A 15,742-nucleotide genomic window follows, 5' to 3' on the forward strand; every position below is an offset into this window, starting at 1 on the left:
TACCTCAGGATTAGATTATGGAAAAATCACAGCTCATTAAGGGGCTCGTCACCGGGCTCCTTATCGTCAACGGCCAGGCTTTCGCCGCCGAAAGCGAAGGAGAATCGGTTTTCTCTCCTATCACCATTACCGATAACCCGCTGGCGGAGAATGCCGGCCAGGTCGGCTCCTCAGAGGAGAGCTATACCCGTCCCGGCGCCTACAGCTCGCGAACGCTCAATAAGAATCTGCAAAGCCTCGACGCCTCGCTGCGCAGCATGGCGGGCACCTATACGCAAATCGACCCGCTGCAGGGCACCATCAGCGTCAATATTCGCGGCATGAACGGGCTGGGCCGGGTAAACACCATGGTGGATGGCGTCACCCAGACCTTCTTCGGCATGGCGCCGGCTAACTATCACGGCGGGGCGAATACCGCCGCCGGGGTGCCGCTGGATCCTAACTTTCTGGCCGAAGTGGATATCACCCGCGGCAATAGCGCCGGTTCGCAAGGCGTCAACGCGCTGGCGGGCAGCGCCAACCTGCGTACGATCGGTATCGATGATGTGTTAAAACCGGGGCATCAGGTCGGCCTGCTGTCGCGTTTTTCCGTGGGCGATAACGGACTCGGCCGTACCGGTATGGTAACGGTAGCCGGCAAAACCGACACTTTCGATAACGGCGGCGGCCTTGGCGCGCTGCTCGGCATCAGCGGCACCCGCACCTATGCCACCTATAAAAACGGCGGCGGACGCAGCAGCGAAGAGTTTATCGGTGAAGATAATAAATATCTGCGCCAGGAGCCGCGCTCGCAGCTGTATAAAATCAATTTCAACGTCGATCAATTTAACCGCTTCGAGTTTTCCGGGCGTAATTATCGCAATAGTTTTACCCGTCGCGATATTAGCAGCGACGACTACTATCTGCGCTATAACTATGCGCCGCTCAATGAACTGGTCGAGTTTAATGTCCTGGCCAGCACCAGCCGCGGCAATCAGGCATATAAACCGGAGTCGCTGTATAATTTTAACGACTCCTCGACCACCAATAAGTCCAACGCGCTGGACGTGAACAACACCAGCCGTTTTCGTATTACCGACGATCTGTATGCCGCTTTCCAGCTAGGCGGCAAGTTAATGGACACCCGCTATTCCCGCCGCTTCGTGCAGGATAACGAGACCGACCATAACGCCTTTGCCCCGGCGGGCAAACAGAAGATCGCCTCGCTCTATAGCGGGCTGACATTAAACAAGGATATTTATCAGCTCGATCTTAATCTCAACTATACCCGTAGCCGGGTACAGGGCTATAAACCGGCCTGTGCAGATAACGAAAAATGCTTCCCGCAGGGGGCAACCCAGCTCAACGTCAAAGATAACGGTTTTAATCCCTCGGCGACCTTCTCCGCTCAGGTGACGCCATGGCTACAGCCGTTTGTCAGCTGGAGCCGTTCATCGCGCGCGCCGAACGTTCAGGAAGTGTTCTTCGCCAACGAGGGCGGCGCATCGATGAATCCGTTCCTGAAGCCGGAAAAAGCCGAGACCTGGGAGGCCGGTTTTAACGTTATCAAAAAAGGGTTATTGAGCGAGCAGGATAGCCTGCATCTGAAAGCGCTTACCTACCGCTCGCGGATTAAAGATTACATCACCAGCGAATCCTTCCTGCTGTGCAGCAACGGCGGGCTTTGTAAAGATGTCGCCAATGCTTCGCCGGATTTCAACGCCAATATCTCGGTTAACGTGACCTCGCCGGTGACCACCGAGGGCTATGAGATTGAAGCCGGATACGACATCGGTTTTGCCTACGCCAATGTGTCATGGAGCAAGCAGCGTACCGATCAGCCCACCTCTATTGCCAGCACGGTCTATAGCTTCGCCTATAGCGACCTGAGCGATCTTCCCAGCAGCTACGCCACGGTTGATGTCGGCGGGCGTCTGTTCGATCGCAAACTCACCGTCGGCAGCCTGGTGAAATTCACCGGTAAATCAAAACGCCTGAGTACTGAAGGTATTAGCCTCGATACCAATACGGTGCCGAAAGAGAGCATGCCGAACATCCCGACCATTATCGACCTCTATAGCAGCTGGCAGATGACCGAGAACGTGCTGCTGCGCTTTAGCGTGCAGAACGTGACGAATCGTGACTATTCCGAAGCGCTAAACCGTATGAACCAGAGTCTCGATAACGCCAAAGAGGGGGCGTCTGTTAACACCACCGCCCGCGGCCGCACCTATATTTTCGGCGGCGAAATCCAGTTCTGAGCCCTATTTATCAACAAGGATAACCATCATGCCTAATCGCAACTTGATAAAACCGCTGGCTGCGCTGCTGCTCGCCGCTCTGATTCCCCCGCCGGCATTCGCCATCGATCCACCGCCGCGGGAAGCGTCGCGCTTTGCGATGAAAACCAATTACCTGCAGGAAGCCAATGAAGGGGTTTATGAGCTGGCGTTCGATAATGGCGACAACCTGCTATTCGCCGCGGCGACCGACCGGGTTAACCGCGCGGCCAATAAAGGTTATCTCTACGCCTTTAATCCGGCCACCCTGCAGGTTATCCAGCGCTATGATATGCCCAGGCGAGCCTTCTCGCTGGCGATGAATCAGCCGGCGCACGTGCTTTACGTCGGCCATACCCAGGCGGCTTCGCTGCGTATCAGCCAGTTCGACGCCGCCAGCGGTAAAATCACCCGCACCAGTCCGCGCCTGAGCTTCACCACCGACGGCGCCGCCGATGCGCGCTTCGAGCATCTGCGGCATATGGTATACAGCCGCGCCGCTAACCTGTTATTCGTCAGCTACAGCCATATGCTGAAAACCCAGGACGGGATGCGTCCGCTACATAAATTACTGATGCTCGACGGCACGACGTTACAGCTGAAAGGGGAAGTCAAAGGCGCCTATCGTGGCACCGCCTACGGCCTGACGCTGGATGAAAAGACGCAGAAGATCTACGTTGGCGGCCGCGACTATATCAACGAGATCGATGCCAGAACCCAGCAGGTTGTCCGCACTATCCCGCTTAACGCGCCGCAGTTGGCCAGCGCGCAAAACCTGATCGTCGATTCCGACTCAGGGCGTATTTTCGTCGTCGCCTTTGATCACGACGATCGCAGCGGCCCTCACGACGGCCTGTATATATTCGATCTGAAAGACGGCAAATCGCTGGGTTACGTGCGTACCGGCATCGGCGCTAACGCGGTGCGCTTCAATCCGAAATATAACGAGCTGTACGTCAGCAATTTCACCAGCGGCACCATCAGCGTCGTGGATGGCAAAACCTGGCGCGTAACCCGTGAATTCCGCGCCCCGGTTTATCCGAATCAAATGGTGCTGTCGCCGGACATGGATACCCTGTACGTCGGCATTAAAGAAGGGTTCAATCGCGAGTGGGATCCTGAGGTATTTGTCGAAGGGGCGAAGGAGCGCATTCTGCGCATTGATTTGCGTAAATCGTAATCCGCTAACCACCTGCCCGGCAGGTGGTTATCAGCCTTCGTTGGCCAGCTTCGCGCGCAGGCGCTTAATCGCCTGGCTGTGTAGCTGGCTAACGCGGGATTCCCCCACCTCCAGCACCGCGCCGATCTCTTTAAGGTTTAACTCTTCCTGGTAGTAGAGGGTAAGGACCATTTTTTCGCGTTCCGGCAAGGCTTCAATCGCCTCAATGACCCGCTGGCGCAGGCTGCCTTCCAGCAGATGATACAACGGATTGGCCTCTTCGTGCCCTTCCAGTAGTCGTTCGGCATTCTCGCCCTGCTCTTCCCGCCATTCGTCATAGGAGAACAGCTGGCTGTTATTGGTATCCAGCAGGATTTGTCGGTACTCGGCAAGGGTGATACCCAGCGTCTGCGCGAGTTCGCTTTCCGTGGCCGGGCGGCCCAGATGCTGCTCCAGCTTCAGCATCGCCTGAGCGACTTCGCGGGCGTTACGCCGCACGCTGCGCGGCACCCAATCGCGGCTACGCAGTTCATCGAGCATTGCGCCGCGGATACGTTGCACCGCATAGGTGGTAAAGGCCGTGCCCTGTAGCGAGTCATAACGCTCGATGGCGTTCAACAACCCGATTCCCCCGGCCTGCAGCAGATCGTCAAGCTCGACGCTGGCGGGCAGCCTGACCTGCAGGCGTAACGCCTCGTGCCGCACTAACGGAACGTAGCGCAGCCAGAGGGAATTTTTGTCCATCACGCCTTCGGCGGTATACAAATCGCTCACTATTTCTGAAACCTGCGGATAAGAGAGTCAGCGCTATTATGCGCAGGGGCAAAAATGCCAATCGCCGGAAAAACCGCATAAAAGCGTCTCTATTTACGACATGCTTTCTCATTCAGCCGTTTTGCCAGGCGGCTACGGGCAAAAAACAAAAACCCCGCCGAAGCGGGGTTGCGATGCGACAGTAATCAGACGTGCGATTAACGCAGCAGAGACAGGACGTTCTGAGTCGACTGGTTAGCCTGCGCCAGCACGGAGGTACCCGCCTGCTGCAGGATGTTCGCGCGGCTCATGTTGGACACTTCGGTCGCGTAGTCAGCATCCTGAATACGGGACTGGGAAGCGGACAGGTTGTTAACGGTGCTGTTCAGGTTGTTGATTACAGAATCGAAACGGTTCTGTACCGCACCCAGGGAGGAGCGCAGTTGGTCAACCTGGGACAGGGCTTTGTCGAGGGTAGCCAGCGGATCGGCAGTTTTCGCTGAAGTCTGGATTTGATCGCCTTTCGTTACCTTACCAGTAGCTTCATCGATATTCGCCTTAAAGTAAGCATCATTACCGTCTGCATCCTTACCTTTGATGGCATAGCCGTTAGCATTGCCTTTCGCATCAGTCAGAGTACGTAACTCTTCACCAGTACCCAAACCTGAGACGGTTTTACCACCAGTAGTGGTGGTAACAGGTACGGTTGTCACTTTAGTTTCAGTACCAGTAGCTGTGATTTTAGTCGTTGCATCAGAAACATCGTAGGTATATTTACCTGTCGCAGGATCCATGTCCACTTTGAAAGTATCAGTACCTTTCTTAACGTAGTAATCACCCGTACCACCCACATCTTGATACAGATCCGCCGTATCAGCACCGGTGCTAGTCGTGGATACCGCTGTATTTGTTGTAGTAGATGTACCACCTACTTGAGTAACCGCGGTTGCACCGATCTGAGTTGCAGGATCCATCGGATTAGCCACGCTGAACTTATCCAGACCCAGAGTCTTCGCATTGATATCTTTCAGATCGATATCGATAGTTTCGCCGTCGTTGGCGCCGACCTGGATGGTCAGCTTCTGGTCGCCGCTCAGGACTTTAACGCCGTTAAAATCGGTCTGTTCGGAGATACGGTTGATTTCAGACAGACGCTGGGAGATTTCATCCTGGATGGACTGCAGGTCGCTTGCGGAGTTAGAACCGTTCTGTGACTGTACGGTCAGACGGCGGATGTTCTGCAGGTTATCGTTGACTTCGTTCAGCGCGCCTTCGGTGGTCTGCGCCAGGGAGATACCGTCGTTAGCGTTACGGGAAGCCTGAGTCAGGCCTTTGATGTTAGCGGTAAAACGGTTGGAGATCGCCTGACCCGCGGCATCGTCCTTGGCGCTGTTGATGCGCAGACCGGAAGACAGACGCTCAATCGCCGTCCCCAGGGAAGACTGGGATTTGTTCAGGTTGTTTTGCGCCATCAGCGACAGGCTGTTGGTATTAATTACTTGTGCCATTATATGCATTCCTTACGAGTCAGTTGCGTTCAGTGCAACGTGGTTAAAAGGTTCGGGCTTGCTTGCCCACGGCGTCAACCACCGTCCCTTCTGGTATCGACGTATCCTTTGCAACCTTTAGCCATTTTTTGAAAAATTTTTGCCCCTCCGCCAATGGCGAAAATAACGCGCTTTTTCCCTCTTCTATTACGCCATCGCCTTTTTCACTTTTTCGGTAAACTTTTTCTCCACTGGGCCGATAACGCAATAAGCGAATAACGTCATTAGTAAGGAGAAACACCAATGGCATCGATCAGTTCCTTAGGCATCGGCTCAGGACTCGACCTCAACGGTTTACTGGACAAACTCAGCAAGGCGGAACAACAGCGCCTGACGCCGTATACCACTCAGCAAACCAGCTATAACGCGCAGCTAACGGCTTACGGCACGTTAAAAAGCTCGCTGGAAAAATTCGATAACCTGAGCAAGGAGCTGGCCAAGCCGGAGTTTTTCAACAGCACCACCGCCACCAAGCACGACCAGTTCACCATCACCACCACCAATAAGGCGGTGCCGGGCAACTATAGCGTTGAAGTGCAGAAGCTGGCGCAGCCGCAAACCCTGACCACCCAGGCGACGATTACCGACCAACAAGAGAAGCTGGGTACCGCCGGCAATAGCAATCGCTCCATTACGATCACCGCCGGCGACCCACCAAAAGAGACCACGATTCCGCTGAGCGACGACCAGACCTCGCTGCTGGAGATGCGCGATGCCATCAACGGCGCTAAAGCCGGCGTCACCGCCAGCATCATGCGCGTCGGCGACAATGACTATCAGCTGGCGCTGAGCTCCTCCACCACCGGCGAGAAAAACACCGTTTCGGTGCAGGTGAATAACGACGATAAACTCGGCGCCATCCTCAACTACGACAGCAGCAGCAAAAGCGGCGCGATGAAGCAGACCGTCGCCGGGCAGGATGCGGAGATTGTCGTCAACGGCACCAAAATTAAGCGCAGCACCAACTCGATTGCCGATGCGCTGCAGGGCGTCACCATCGACCTGAAAACCACCACCAAAGCCGGCGAACCGCAAAACCTGGTGATCGGCATCGATAAAAGCGGCACCGCCGACAAAATCAAATCCTGGGTGGATAACTACAATTCCCTGCTCGACACCTTCGGCTCGCTGACCAAATATACCCCAGTGAAAAGCGGTGAAGCGCAAAGCGCCAAGAACGGCGCGCTGCTCGGCGATAACACCCTGCGCGGCATTCAGTCCTCGATTAAAAGCGCGCTCAGCGCCGCTCAGGACAACCCGGAGCTGAAAGGCCTTGGTAACCTCGGGATCTCTACCAATCCCAAAACCGGCAAGCTTGAAGTCGACAGCACGAAGCTCAATAAAGCGCTCGACGAGAAACCGGATCAGGTCGCCAACTTCTTCGCCGGCAACGGTAAAGACACCGGGATGGCCACCGAAATCCATAATGAAATCCAGAACTATATTAAAGCGGGCGGCATCATCGAGAACTCGACCAAAAGCATCAACACCAATCTCGATCGCCTGAATATCCAGATCGACACCGTTTCCGACAGCATCCAGAACACTATCGATCGCTATAAACAACAGTTTGTTCAGTTGGATACCATGATGTCCAAGCTGAGCAGCACGGGTAACTACTTACAACAGCAGTTCTCGTCCCAGTAACCCTTAATCAGGTAATGAAACAGCATGTATAACCGTAGCGGCACGCAAGCCTACGCACAGGTCAGTCTGGAAAGCAGCGCGATGAGCGCCAGTCCGCACCAGTTAATCGTAATGTTGTTCGACGGGGCGCTTAACGCCCTGCTTCGCGCACGCATCCTGATGAATCAGGGGGATATCGCCGGTAAAGGCCTGGCGCTGTCGAAGGCAATCAACATCATCGACAACGGGTTGAAAAGCGGCCTCGACCACCAGCAAGGCGGCGAAATCGCCGATAATCTGGCGGCGCTGTACGATTATATGAAGCGACGCCTGATGCAGGCCAACCTGCATAATGACGAAGCGGCGATCGTCGAAGTGGTCAAGCTGCTGGAGAATATCGCCGATGCCTGGCGGCAAATTGGGCCAAACTATCAACCTGCTCAGGGTACATTGTGATGGAACGCCAACAGCAGCTTTTAGCCGCCTATCAGCAGATCCATACCCTGAGCAGTCAGATGATTGCCCTGGCGCGCGCCGGGCAATGGGAAGCGCTGGTGGAAATGCAGTTTGCCTACGTGACGGCGGTCGAGAAAACCGCCGAATTTACCGGCAAAGCGGGGCCATCTCTGGCTCTGCAAGAGATGCTCAACGCTAAGTTGAAGCAGATTATCGACAATGAGGGAGTACTGAAAGGGCTATTGCAACAGCGGATGGAACAATTAAAAACGCTGATCGATCAATCCACCCGCCAGAACGCGGTCAACAACGCTTACGGCCAGTTCGACGATCGCTCGCTCCTGCTTGGCGAACTGCAGTCCGATAATGTGGTCGCCATCAAGAGCAAAAGCGAAGAATTACAATAACAACAACAGCGTCACAGCCTGATATCCGGTCAGGAAGCGCATGATGGGTCTCACCAGGGCAATGCAGAGTGTTGCCTGGTAAGCCATCGGCGGATTTTACAGGAGTGAATAAGCAATAATATATAATCAATTATTTCATTTACGCTTCATACATTCATCAATTAAATATTCCAAACATCGCGCCAGCTAAAATAAGCCACTCACGGGCTTAGGGAAATATGCCTGTAAAATATACTGTGTTATCTTGACCGGATTAATATGATATTACTCACGGGATAAAACATGGATGTATTCTTCGGGAAATGAGTGCCCCTGCGTTGGCTCTTTAAGGTGTTTCATCAACAGTAAAAGAATACAAACAGGCAATACCATATATGAAATTGATAATAAGTAATCACTCGATTTTCAAGTAGATAAGATATGCTTTAAAAGCCATCGGGAAAGGTGTTAATTTCCAAACAGCAATCAGGATAAAAATAATGATTAGCGGATAAGTAAAATCATTACTTTCGAAGTTAAAAATCCACGAAACGACTATGGCAAAGGCAATACAAACAATAATAACGCCGCCCCAAAAACGTTTTCGTAAACTGTCGATCAAAGTAGCATAGGTTTCATTGTTACTTTCTTGTCGCGTCAGGATTTCGCGCAGGCGGGCAATCTCTTTATCGGTGAAGCCATGTTCACGAAGATCATCTTCTGTTAGCTGCTTTCCCACGCCAGGTTCCTCCATGCTGGTTATATATTTCTCCAACGTTTCCGACTGAAGATACCCGTTATATCGCTCAGCCAAAACGGTAAAAGGGATACAGATAGGTAACACGATGTATGAAGTTAAAGATAAATGACTATCTTATTTTTAGATACAATTTGTATGCTTTGAGCGCCATTGGAAACGGAGTTAGTTTGTAAACTACCGAGAAACCGAATAATAAAATGAAAAAATAGGCAAAATGATTAATTGAATCATAATTATAACACCAATGAATGAGCACTATAAAAACAATAAAAAAACCTAAGACTCCAGCCCAAAGTCTTTTGCGAAGTTCATCGATTAAATCAAAATAGCTTTTGTTTTGGCTTTCTTGTCGCGCCAGGATTTCACGCAGGCGCGCAATCTCTTTTTCGGTGAAGCCATGTTCACGAAGATCATCTTCAGTTAGCTGCTTTCCCACGCCCGGCTCCTCCATGCTGGTTATATATTTTTCCAATATTTCCGACTGAAGATACCCATTGCGTTGCTCAGCCAAATGCTCAGATGTAATGCCACTGCCGGGGTTACCACAGTCCGTGGAATATTGCCCCTGAAGTTGCCAGGGGTCAAGCGCGCGCGTTCATATCCTACAACGGCTTCACGCCTGATCCGCCAGAATGCTGTCAGTTTAAAGGAGATGCGTTACGCTACCGCCCCGCCTTCATCCTCCCAACGGCAGACCATATGGTACAGCTCCCGCTCGTCGTATTCATCGTGGGATCTATTCACAACAACCTCCAGACGATTGTTAGACACGATCTAAGTTTAGTTGTTGGTAAGGAGGGGGCATATCAAGAAGAGTAAAAGCGGCGATTACTCGCTATCCTGTCGCCAGGTTTCATGAAACATCGCTATCGCAACAAAAGCTAAAACGACAAAAAATACAACGGTCTGAAGCCACAGCATAACGCCTCCGCGGAGCAAAATTTGCGCAAATTATTTGCTACAGAGCCGAAAAACGATAGTGAATTGCCATCCAAATTTAAATATTCGCCTCACCCCGATAACTCAACAATGCCTGTCTTCTGGCTGACAAGCCGATACTAAATAACAGTCTAAGCTGTTCGGACTACGCCAACGCGTAGGCCACCATCGTCGCTATCGCTCCCCAAAAGACCAACAAACCGAGAAAAATCCCTATCCATACCTTACGCCGCAATTGATGGTCTACTTTTTCGGACATCTGCTATTCCAAATTAGAATTATTTTGGCAAGACCATACAGTTTGTAGTGGTAGTAGTCAGATCGTTTGTATCGATCGATGAACGGCTATTGATCTGTATCCCCTATCGATTGTAGTGATATTTCAGACTCATTCATTCACCGGTTGATGGGTTAAAATCAATGCAGAGGCGCGCAATTTTTTGCCGTTGTCGCCGTAAATAGACAAAACCGCCAGCGTTAAGCATAGCGGTTTGCAGGAAGAAGTAGCGCCGAGATTTTATGACTAAACTGGCATATTCATAATGTCCTGATAGGCCGCCACCAGCTTATTACGCACCTGCACGCCCATCTGCAATGAAACTGAAGATTTCTGTAAATCGACCATCACATCATTAAGGCTGATGCCCGGCACGCCCAGCTCGAAGTTCTGCGCCTGTTGACGCGCGGCCTGCTGAGTATCGCTGATTTTACCCAGCGCGGCGGTGAGTTCACTGGCAAAACTGACTCCTTGCGGTACGCTATTCTGCCCGTTTTTTCCCGCCTGAATCGCCATCGCCTGCATCTGTTGCAGTACGCCTTCAATACCCTGAATCGCCATCTTTTCCTCAATACTCTCGTGATCGCCAGGCGCTATTTCACCCTGTATTTCTCCAATGCTGCACACCCTAACACAGTGATTTTTGCTTAAAGCGGTTAATTAGCTGCAAAAAACCCGGCTTATCGGGCAATCAGAATCATCTGATAAGACGAATAATGGCCTGCCCAGAAATGGGAGCGCCGCTATTGAGAAAAGATGTGTATCAGGGAGTCTGTTTTGTCACATAACGCTATCCATACCGTTCGTCAGCACGCCAGCGCGCGTCGCCGTCTGAACGCCAGCGAAGGATACCGCCTACCATGAGTGCCTCGTTATCCGCCGGCGAAAGCCGCGACAACGGCCTGCAGGCCATCTGGAGTCGTCTGCGCGCCAATCCAAAAATTCCGCTGCTGGTGGCCGCCTCCGCCGCGATTGCCATTATTGTCGCGCTGCTGCTGTGGGCGAAAAGCCCGGATTATCGCGTGCTGTACAGCAATCTGAACGATCGCGACGGCGGCGCTATCGTCACCCAACTGACGCAGATGAACATCCCCTACCGCTTCGCCGAGAACGGCGCGGCGCTGATGATCCCGGCGGAAAAAGTGCATGAAACCCGCCTGCGTCTGGCGCAGCAAGGGCTGCCGAAGGGCGGCGCCGTCGGCTTCGAACTGCTGGATCAGGAAAAATTCGGTATCAGCCAGTTCAGCGAACAGATTAACTATCAGCGCGCTCTCGAAGGCGAACTCTCACGCACTATCGAGTCGCTGGGGCCGGTGCAGAATGCGCGGGTGCACCTGGCGCTGCCGAAGCCCTCGCTGTTCGTCCGCGAGCAAAAATCCCCTTCCGCCTCTGTCACCCTGACGCTGCAGCCGGGTCGTGCGCTGGATGATGGTCAAATCAACGCTATCGTCTATATGGTATCGAGTAGCGTCGCCGGCCTGCCGGCGGGCAACGTCACCGTGGTCGATCAGGCCGGACGCCTGCTGACGCAGTCCGACGGCACCGGGCGTGACCTCAATGCCTCGCAGCTGAAATATGCCAACGAAGTGGAAAACGGCTATCAGCGACGCATTGAAACTATCCTGGCGCCGGTGGTCGGCAGCGCCAACGTCCGCGCTCAGGTGACCGCGCAGATCGATTTCGCCTCCCGCGAGCAGACCGACGAACAGTATCAGCCGAACCAGCAGCCCGAGAAAGCGGCGATCCGTTCGCAGCAAACCAGTAGCAACGAGCAAATTGGCGGTCCGCAGGTGGGCGGCGTCCCTGGGGCGTTATCCAACCAGCCGAGCGCGCCGGCAACGGCGCCGATTGAAAGCGCTAAACCGGCGGCCAATAACGCCAACAACGCGACTAACACCCGCAGCGCCGCGGCCAACAGCGGCCCGTTAAGCACCCGACGCGACGCCACCACCAACTACGAACTCGATCGCACCATCCGCCATACCCAACAGAAAGCCGGGACGGTGGAACGCCTGTCGGTCGCCGTGGTGGTGAACTATAGCCTCAACGCCGACGGCAAAGCGCAGCCGATGAGTAAAGAACAACTGGCGCAAATTGAAGCGCTGGTGCGCGAAGCGATGGGCTACTCCAGCACCCGCGGCGATAGCCTGCAGGTGGTCAATACGCCATTTACCGACAATCAGATGACCGGCGGCGAACTGCCGTTCTGGCAGAGCCAGGCGTTTATCGATTTGCTGCTCGAACTAGGACGTTACCTGCTGGTACTGCTGGTCGGCTGGGTATTATGGCGCAAGCTGATTAAGCCGCAGCTGCAGCAGCGTCAAGCCGCACAGCAAGCCGCGGTGGCCGCCGCCAGCGCGCCGGTCGCTAAGGCGAACGACAGCCATAAACCAAGCAATGAGGAGCTGGCGCTGCGTCGTAAATCGCAGCAGCGCGTCAGCGCAGAAGTCCAGAGCCAACGCATCCGCGAACTGGCGGATAAAGATCCGCGGGTCGTCGCTCTGGTAATCCGCCAATGGATGAGTAACGAACTATGAGCCTGACCGGAACCGATAAAAGCGCCATTTTATTAATGACGCTGGGCGAAGACCGCGCGGCGGAGGTGCTCAAGCACCTCTCCTCCCGCGAAGTCCAGCTTTTGAGCGGCACCATGGCCGGCATGAGCCAGGTCTCGCATAAACAGCTCGGCGAGATCCTCTCTGAATTTGAAGACGATGCCGAACAGTTCGCCGCCTTGAGCGTCAACGCCAGCGACTATCTGCGGTCGGTGCTGGTGAAAGCGCTGGGCGAAGAGCGCGCCGCCAGCCTGCTGGAGGATATTCTCGAATCCCGCGAAACCACCTCCGGGATGGAAACGCTCAACTTTATGGAGCCGCAGAGCGCCGCCGACCTGATCCGCGATGAACACCCGCAGATCATCGCCACCATCCTGGTACACCTCAAGCGCGGCCAGGCGGCGGATATTCTGGCGCAGTTCGATGAGCGCCTGCGCAACGACGTGATGCTGCGTATCGCCACCTTCGGCGGCGTGCAGCCGGCGGCGCTGGCGGAGTTGACCGAAGTGCTCAACAACCTGCTCGACGGCCAGAACCTCAAGCGCAGCAAAATGGGCGGAGTGCGTACCGCCGCCGAGATTATCAACCTGATGAAAACCCAGCAGGAAGAAGCCGTTATCGACGCGATGCGCGAATACGATGGCGAGCTGGCGCAGAAGATCATCGACGAGATGTTCCTGTTCGAAAACCTGGTGGAGGTCGACGATCGCAGTATCCAGCGCCTGCTGCAGGACGTGGACAGCGAATCGCTGCTGATTGCCCTGAAGGGCGCCGAGCAGCCGCTGCGCGAGAAGTTCCTCAAAAACATGTCGCAGCGCGCGGCCGATATTCTGCGCGACGATCTCGCCAACCGTGGGCCGGTGCGCATGTCGCAGGTGGAAAACGAACAGAAAGCGATTCTGCTGATAGTCAGACGGCTGGCGGAAAGCGGCGAAATGATCATTGGCGGCGGCGAGGACACCTATGTCTGATCGCATTAATTCCATGCCCTGGCAGCCCTGGTCGCTCAACGACCTTGGCGACGCGGCCCCGGCTTTCGAACCGCCGCTACCGACGCTGGATAACGAAGCCTTGCAGCCTGACGCTCAGGCGGAACTGCAGCAGCAGCTTGCCGCCCTGCGCCTACAGGCCGAGCAGCAAGGTCAGCAATCCGGCTATGCCGATGGCCAGCAAAAAGGCTATGAAGCCGGATTTCAGCAGGGGCTTGAGGAGGGCCGCCAGCAGGGGCTACTGGAAGCTCAGCAGCAGCAACAGCCGCTGACCGACCACTGGCAGCAGCTGGTGAGCGAGTTTCAGCACACCCTTGATGCGCTCGATTCGGTCATCGCCTCACGTCTGATGCAGTTGGCGCTGACTGCCGCAAAACAGGTGCTTGGCCAGCCGCCGGTCTGTGACGGCACCGCCCTGCTGACGCAAATTCAACAGCTGATCCAGCAAGAGCCGATGTTCAACGGCAAGCCGCAGCTGCGCGTACACCCGCAAGATTATGAGCGCGTTGAGCAGCAGTTAGGTACCACCCTCAGCCTGCACGGCTGGCGGCTGCTGGCGGACGGCGATCTGCATCCCGGCGGCTGTAAGGTCAGCGCCGAAGAGGGCGATCTCGACGCCAGTCTCGCCACCCGTTGGCATGAATTGTGTCGCCTCGCCGCGCCGGGAGCGCTGTGATGACCGCCCGTCTTGGCCGCTGGCTGAATTCACTTGAAACGCTGGAGCAGCGTATCGCCCGTACGCCGACCGTGCGACGCTACGGTCGGCTGACCCGCGCCACCGGCCTGGTGCTGGAGGCCACCGGTCTGCAGCTGCCGCTCGGCGCAACCTGCCTTATCGAGCGCGACGGCGGCGATGGCGTGCAGGAAGTGGAAAGCGAAGTGGTCGGCTTTAACGATCAGCGGCTGTATCTGATGCCGCTGGAAGAGGTCGAAGGGATCGTACCTGGGGCGCGGGTTTACGCCCGTAGCACGGCGGACGGCCAGCACGCCGGTAAACAACTGCCGCTGGGCCCGGCGCTGCTGGGACGCGTGCTCGACGGCGGCGCCAGGCCGCTTGACGGCCTGCCCGCGCCGGAAACCGGCTATCGCGCGCCGCTGATTACCGCGCCGTTTAACCCGCTGCAGCGTACCCCTATCGAGCAGGTGCTGGACGTCGGCGTGCGCACCATTAACGGTCTGCTGACCGTTGGGCGCGGCCAACGTATGGGGCTGTTCGCCGGCTCCGGCGTTGGTAAAAGCGTACTGCTGGGCATGATGGCGCGCTACACCCAGGCCGACGTCATCGTCGTCGGCCTGATCGGCGAGCGCGGCCGGGAAGTCAAAGACTTTATCGAGAATATTCTCGGCGCCGAAGGTCGCGCGCGTTCGGTAGTGATCGCCGCCCCGGCAGACGTATCACCCCTGCTGCGCATGCAGGGCGCTGCTTACGCCACCCGCATTGCCGAAGATTTTCGCGACCGCGGCCAGCACGTGCTGCTGATCATGGATTCGCTCACCCGCTATGCGATGGCGCAGCGTGAAATCGCGCTGGCGATCGGCGAACCGCCGGCTACCAAGGGCTATCCGCCTTCGGTATTCGCCAAACTGCCGGCGCTGGTTGAACGCGCGGGCAACGGTATCAGCGGCGGCGGTTCGATCACCGCCTTCTATACCGTACTGACCGAAGGGGACGATCAGCAGGATCCGATTGCCGATTCGGCACGCGCGATCCTCGATGGCCACGTGGTGCTTTCCCGACGGCTGGCGGAAGCCGGTCACTACCCGGCCATCGATATTGAAGCCTCGATCAGCCGCGCGATGACGTCGCTTATCGATGACGAACATTATCGCCGGGTACGTACCTTTAAGCAGATGCTGGCCAGCTTCCAGCGTAACCGCGATTTAATAAGCGTCGGCGCCTATGCCGCCGGTAGCGACCCGCTGCTGGATAAAGCCATTGCCCTGTATCCGCAAATGGAGACCTATCTGCAGCAGGGAATTTTCGAGCGCTGCGGTTATGACGAAGCCTGTCAGCAGCTACAGCAGCTGATTGTTTAA

Annotated in this window: 16 protein-coding genes; 9 read left to right on the forward strand and 7 right to left on the reverse strand. The window is 55.3% G+C overall.

Annotated elements, in window-relative coordinates:
• Positions 1–17: 17 nt before the first annotated feature.
• Positions 18–2,240: a TonB-dependent receptor domain-containing protein gene (locus KGA69_RS21430; RefSeq protein WP_213292638.1), complete on the forward strand. Its 2,223-nt coding sequence runs from the start codon at positions 18–20 to the stop codon at positions 2,238–2,240.
• 28 nt (positions 2,241–2,268) lie between these two features.
• Positions 2,269–3,438: a YncE family protein gene (locus KGA69_RS21435; protein ID WP_213292639.1), complete on the forward strand. Its 1,170-nt coding sequence runs from the start codon at positions 2,269–2,271 to the stop codon at positions 3,436–3,438.
• A gap of 30 nt (positions 3,439–3,468) precedes the next feature.
• Here KGA69_RS21435 and KGA69_RS21440 read toward each other — a convergent pair whose 3' ends face one another.
• The 3 genes from KGA69_RS21440 to KGA69_RS21450 form a co-directional block, all read right to left on the reverse strand.
• The gene (locus tag KGA69_RS21440) at positions 3,469–4,191 is read right to left on the reverse strand and encodes an RNA polymerase sigma factor FliA (RefSeq protein ID WP_213292640.1); all 723 of its coding nucleotides are present in this window, start codon (positions 4,189–4,191) and stop codon (positions 3,469–3,471) included.
• 197 nt (positions 4,192–4,388) lie between these two features.
• Positions 4,389–5,678, reverse strand: coding sequence for a flagellin FliC (locus KGA69_RS21445; protein WP_047050582.1), 1,290 nt, complete (start codon positions 5,676–5,678; stop codon positions 4,389–4,391).
• A 43-nt stretch (positions 5,679–5,721) separates the two neighbouring features.
• Positions 5,722–5,967: a hypothetical protein gene (locus KGA69_RS21450; RefSeq protein WP_020079192.1), complete on the reverse strand. Its 246-nt coding sequence runs from the start codon at positions 5,965–5,967 to the stop codon at positions 5,722–5,724.
• On the opposite strand from KGA69_RS21450, the gene fliD reads away from it, so the two are divergent.
• From fliD to fliT, 3 genes are read left to right on the forward strand one after another with little or no spacing between them, the layout of a single operon-like run.
• A complete protein-coding gene (fliD, locus tag KGA69_RS21455) occupies positions 5,961–7,364 on the forward strand; it encodes a flagellar filament capping protein FliD (RefSeq protein ID WP_045397414.1) in 1,404 nt (467 codons plus the stop codon). The two genes, KGA69_RS21450 and fliD, sit on opposite strands and share 7 nt — an antisense overlap.
• A gap of 24 nt (positions 7,365–7,388) precedes the next feature.
• A complete protein-coding gene (gene fliS, locus KGA69_RS21460; protein ID WP_015704959.1) occupies positions 7,389–7,799 on the forward strand; it encodes a flagellar export chaperone FliS in 411 nt (136 codons plus the stop codon).
• Complete coding sequence (fliT, locus tag KGA69_RS21465) at positions 7,799–8,206, forward strand: flagella biosynthesis regulatory protein FliT (protein WP_045397410.1); 408 nt, start codon at positions 7,799–7,801, stop codon at positions 8,204–8,206. The genes fliS and fliT overlap by 1 nt, the downstream gene beginning before the upstream one ends.
• Positions 8,207–8,600: 394 nt before the next feature.
• Here fliT and KGA69_RS21470 read toward each other — a convergent pair whose 3' ends face one another.
• The 4 genes from KGA69_RS21470 to fliE form a co-directional block, all read right to left on the reverse strand.
• Entirely contained in the window at positions 8,601–8,924 is a 324-nt protein-coding gene (locus tag KGA69_RS21470; RefSeq protein ID WP_223683770.1) for a hypothetical protein, read from the reverse strand.
• Between the two features lie 130 nt (positions 8,925–9,054).
• Positions 9,055–9,381, reverse strand: coding sequence for a hypothetical protein (locus KGA69_RS21475; protein ID WP_045397403.1), 327 nt, complete (start codon positions 9,379–9,381; stop codon positions 9,055–9,057).
• A gap of 648 nt (positions 9,382–10,029) precedes the next feature.
• Complete coding sequence (locus tag KGA69_RS21480) at positions 10,030–10,143, reverse strand: YmiA family putative membrane protein (RefSeq protein ID WP_072048039.1); 114 nt, start codon at positions 10,141–10,143, stop codon at positions 10,030–10,032.
• 264 nt (positions 10,144–10,407) lie between these two features.
• On the reverse strand, positions 10,408–10,722 hold the full coding sequence (fliE, locus tag KGA69_RS21485) for a flagellar hook-basal body complex protein FliE (protein ID WP_045375469.1): 315 nt from the start codon (positions 10,720–10,722) through the stop codon (positions 10,408–10,410).
• Between the two features lie 299 nt (positions 10,723–11,021).
• Here fliE and fliF point away from each other — a divergent pair, with 299 nt between their 5' ends.
• Genes fliF through fliI form a run of 4 tightly spaced genes read left to right on the forward strand, consistent with a single transcriptional unit; the run spans position 11,022 to position 15,742 of the window.
• Positions 11,022–12,698, forward strand: coding sequence for a flagellar basal-body MS-ring/collar protein FliF (fliF, locus tag KGA69_RS21490; protein ID WP_045397400.1), 1,677 nt, complete (start codon positions 11,022–11,024; stop codon positions 12,696–12,698).
• Positions 12,695–13,687, forward strand: a complete 993-nt coding sequence (gene fliG, locus KGA69_RS21495; protein WP_015367292.1) for a flagellar motor switch protein FliG — start codon at positions 12,695–12,697, stop codon at positions 13,685–13,687. The genes fliF and fliG overlap by 4 nt, the downstream gene beginning before the upstream one ends.
• Entirely contained in the window at positions 13,680–14,381 is a 702-nt protein-coding gene (fliH, locus tag KGA69_RS21500) for a flagellar assembly protein FliH (protein WP_047065439.1), read from the forward strand. Before fliG ends, fliH begins: the two co-directional genes overlap by 8 nt.
• Positions 14,381–15,742: a flagellar protein export ATPase FliI gene (gene fliI, locus KGA69_RS21505; protein ID WP_213292641.1), complete on the forward strand. Its 1,362-nt coding sequence runs from the start codon at positions 14,381–14,383 to the stop codon at positions 15,740–15,742. The genes fliH and fliI overlap by 1 nt, the downstream gene beginning before the upstream one ends.

Source organism: Klebsiella sp. A52 (assembly GCF_018388785.1).
Taxonomy (GTDB): domain Bacteria; phylum Pseudomonadota; class Gammaproteobacteria; order Enterobacterales; family Enterobacteriaceae; genus Klebsiella; species Klebsiella aerogenes.

Coding starts and splice junctions, on each gene's coding strand:
- KGA69_RS21430 (WP_213292638.1), top strand. CDS start 18: ATGGAAAAATCACAGCTCATTAAGGGGCTCGTCACCGGGCTCCTTATC.
- KGA69_RS21435 (WP_213292639.1), top strand. CDS start 2,269: ATGCCTAATCGCAACTTGATAAAACCGCTGGCTGCGCTGCTGCTCGCC.
- KGA69_RS21445 (WP_047050582.1), bottom strand. CDS start 5,678: ATGGCACAAGTAATTAATACCAACAGCCTGTCGCTGATGGCGCAAAAC.
- fliD (WP_045397414.1), top strand. CDS start 5,961: ATGGCATCGATCAGTTCCTTAGGCATCGGCTCAGGACTCGACCTCAAC.
- KGA69_RS21450 (WP_020079192.1), bottom strand. CDS start 5,967: ATGCCATTGGTGTTTCTCCTTACTAATGACGTTATTCGCTTATTGCGT.
- fliS (WP_015704959.1), top strand. CDS start 7,389: ATGTATAACCGTAGCGGCACGCAAGCCTACGCACAGGTCAGTCTGGAA.
- fliT (WP_045397410.1), top strand. CDS start 7,799: ATGGAACGCCAACAGCAGCTTTTAGCCGCCTATCAGCAGATCCATACC.
- KGA69_RS21480 (WP_072048039.1), bottom strand. CDS start 10,143: ATGTCCGAAAAAGTAGACCATCAATTGCGGCGTAAGGTATGGATAGGG.
- fliE (WP_045375469.1), bottom strand. CDS start 10,722: ATGGCGATTCAGGGTATTGAAGGCGTACTGCAACAGATGCAGGCGATG.
- fliF (WP_045397400.1), top strand. CDS start 11,022: ATGAGTGCCTCGTTATCCGCCGGCGAAAGCCGCGACAACGGCCTGCAG.
- fliG (WP_015367292.1), top strand. CDS start 12,695: ATGAGCCTGACCGGAACCGATAAAAGCGCCATTTTATTAATGACGCTG.
- fliH (WP_047065439.1), top strand. CDS start 13,680: ATGTCTGATCGCATTAATTCCATGCCCTGGCAGCCCTGGTCGCTCAAC.
- fliI (WP_213292641.1), top strand. CDS start 14,381: ATGACCGCCCGTCTTGGCCGCTGGCTGAATTCACTTGAAACGCTGGAG.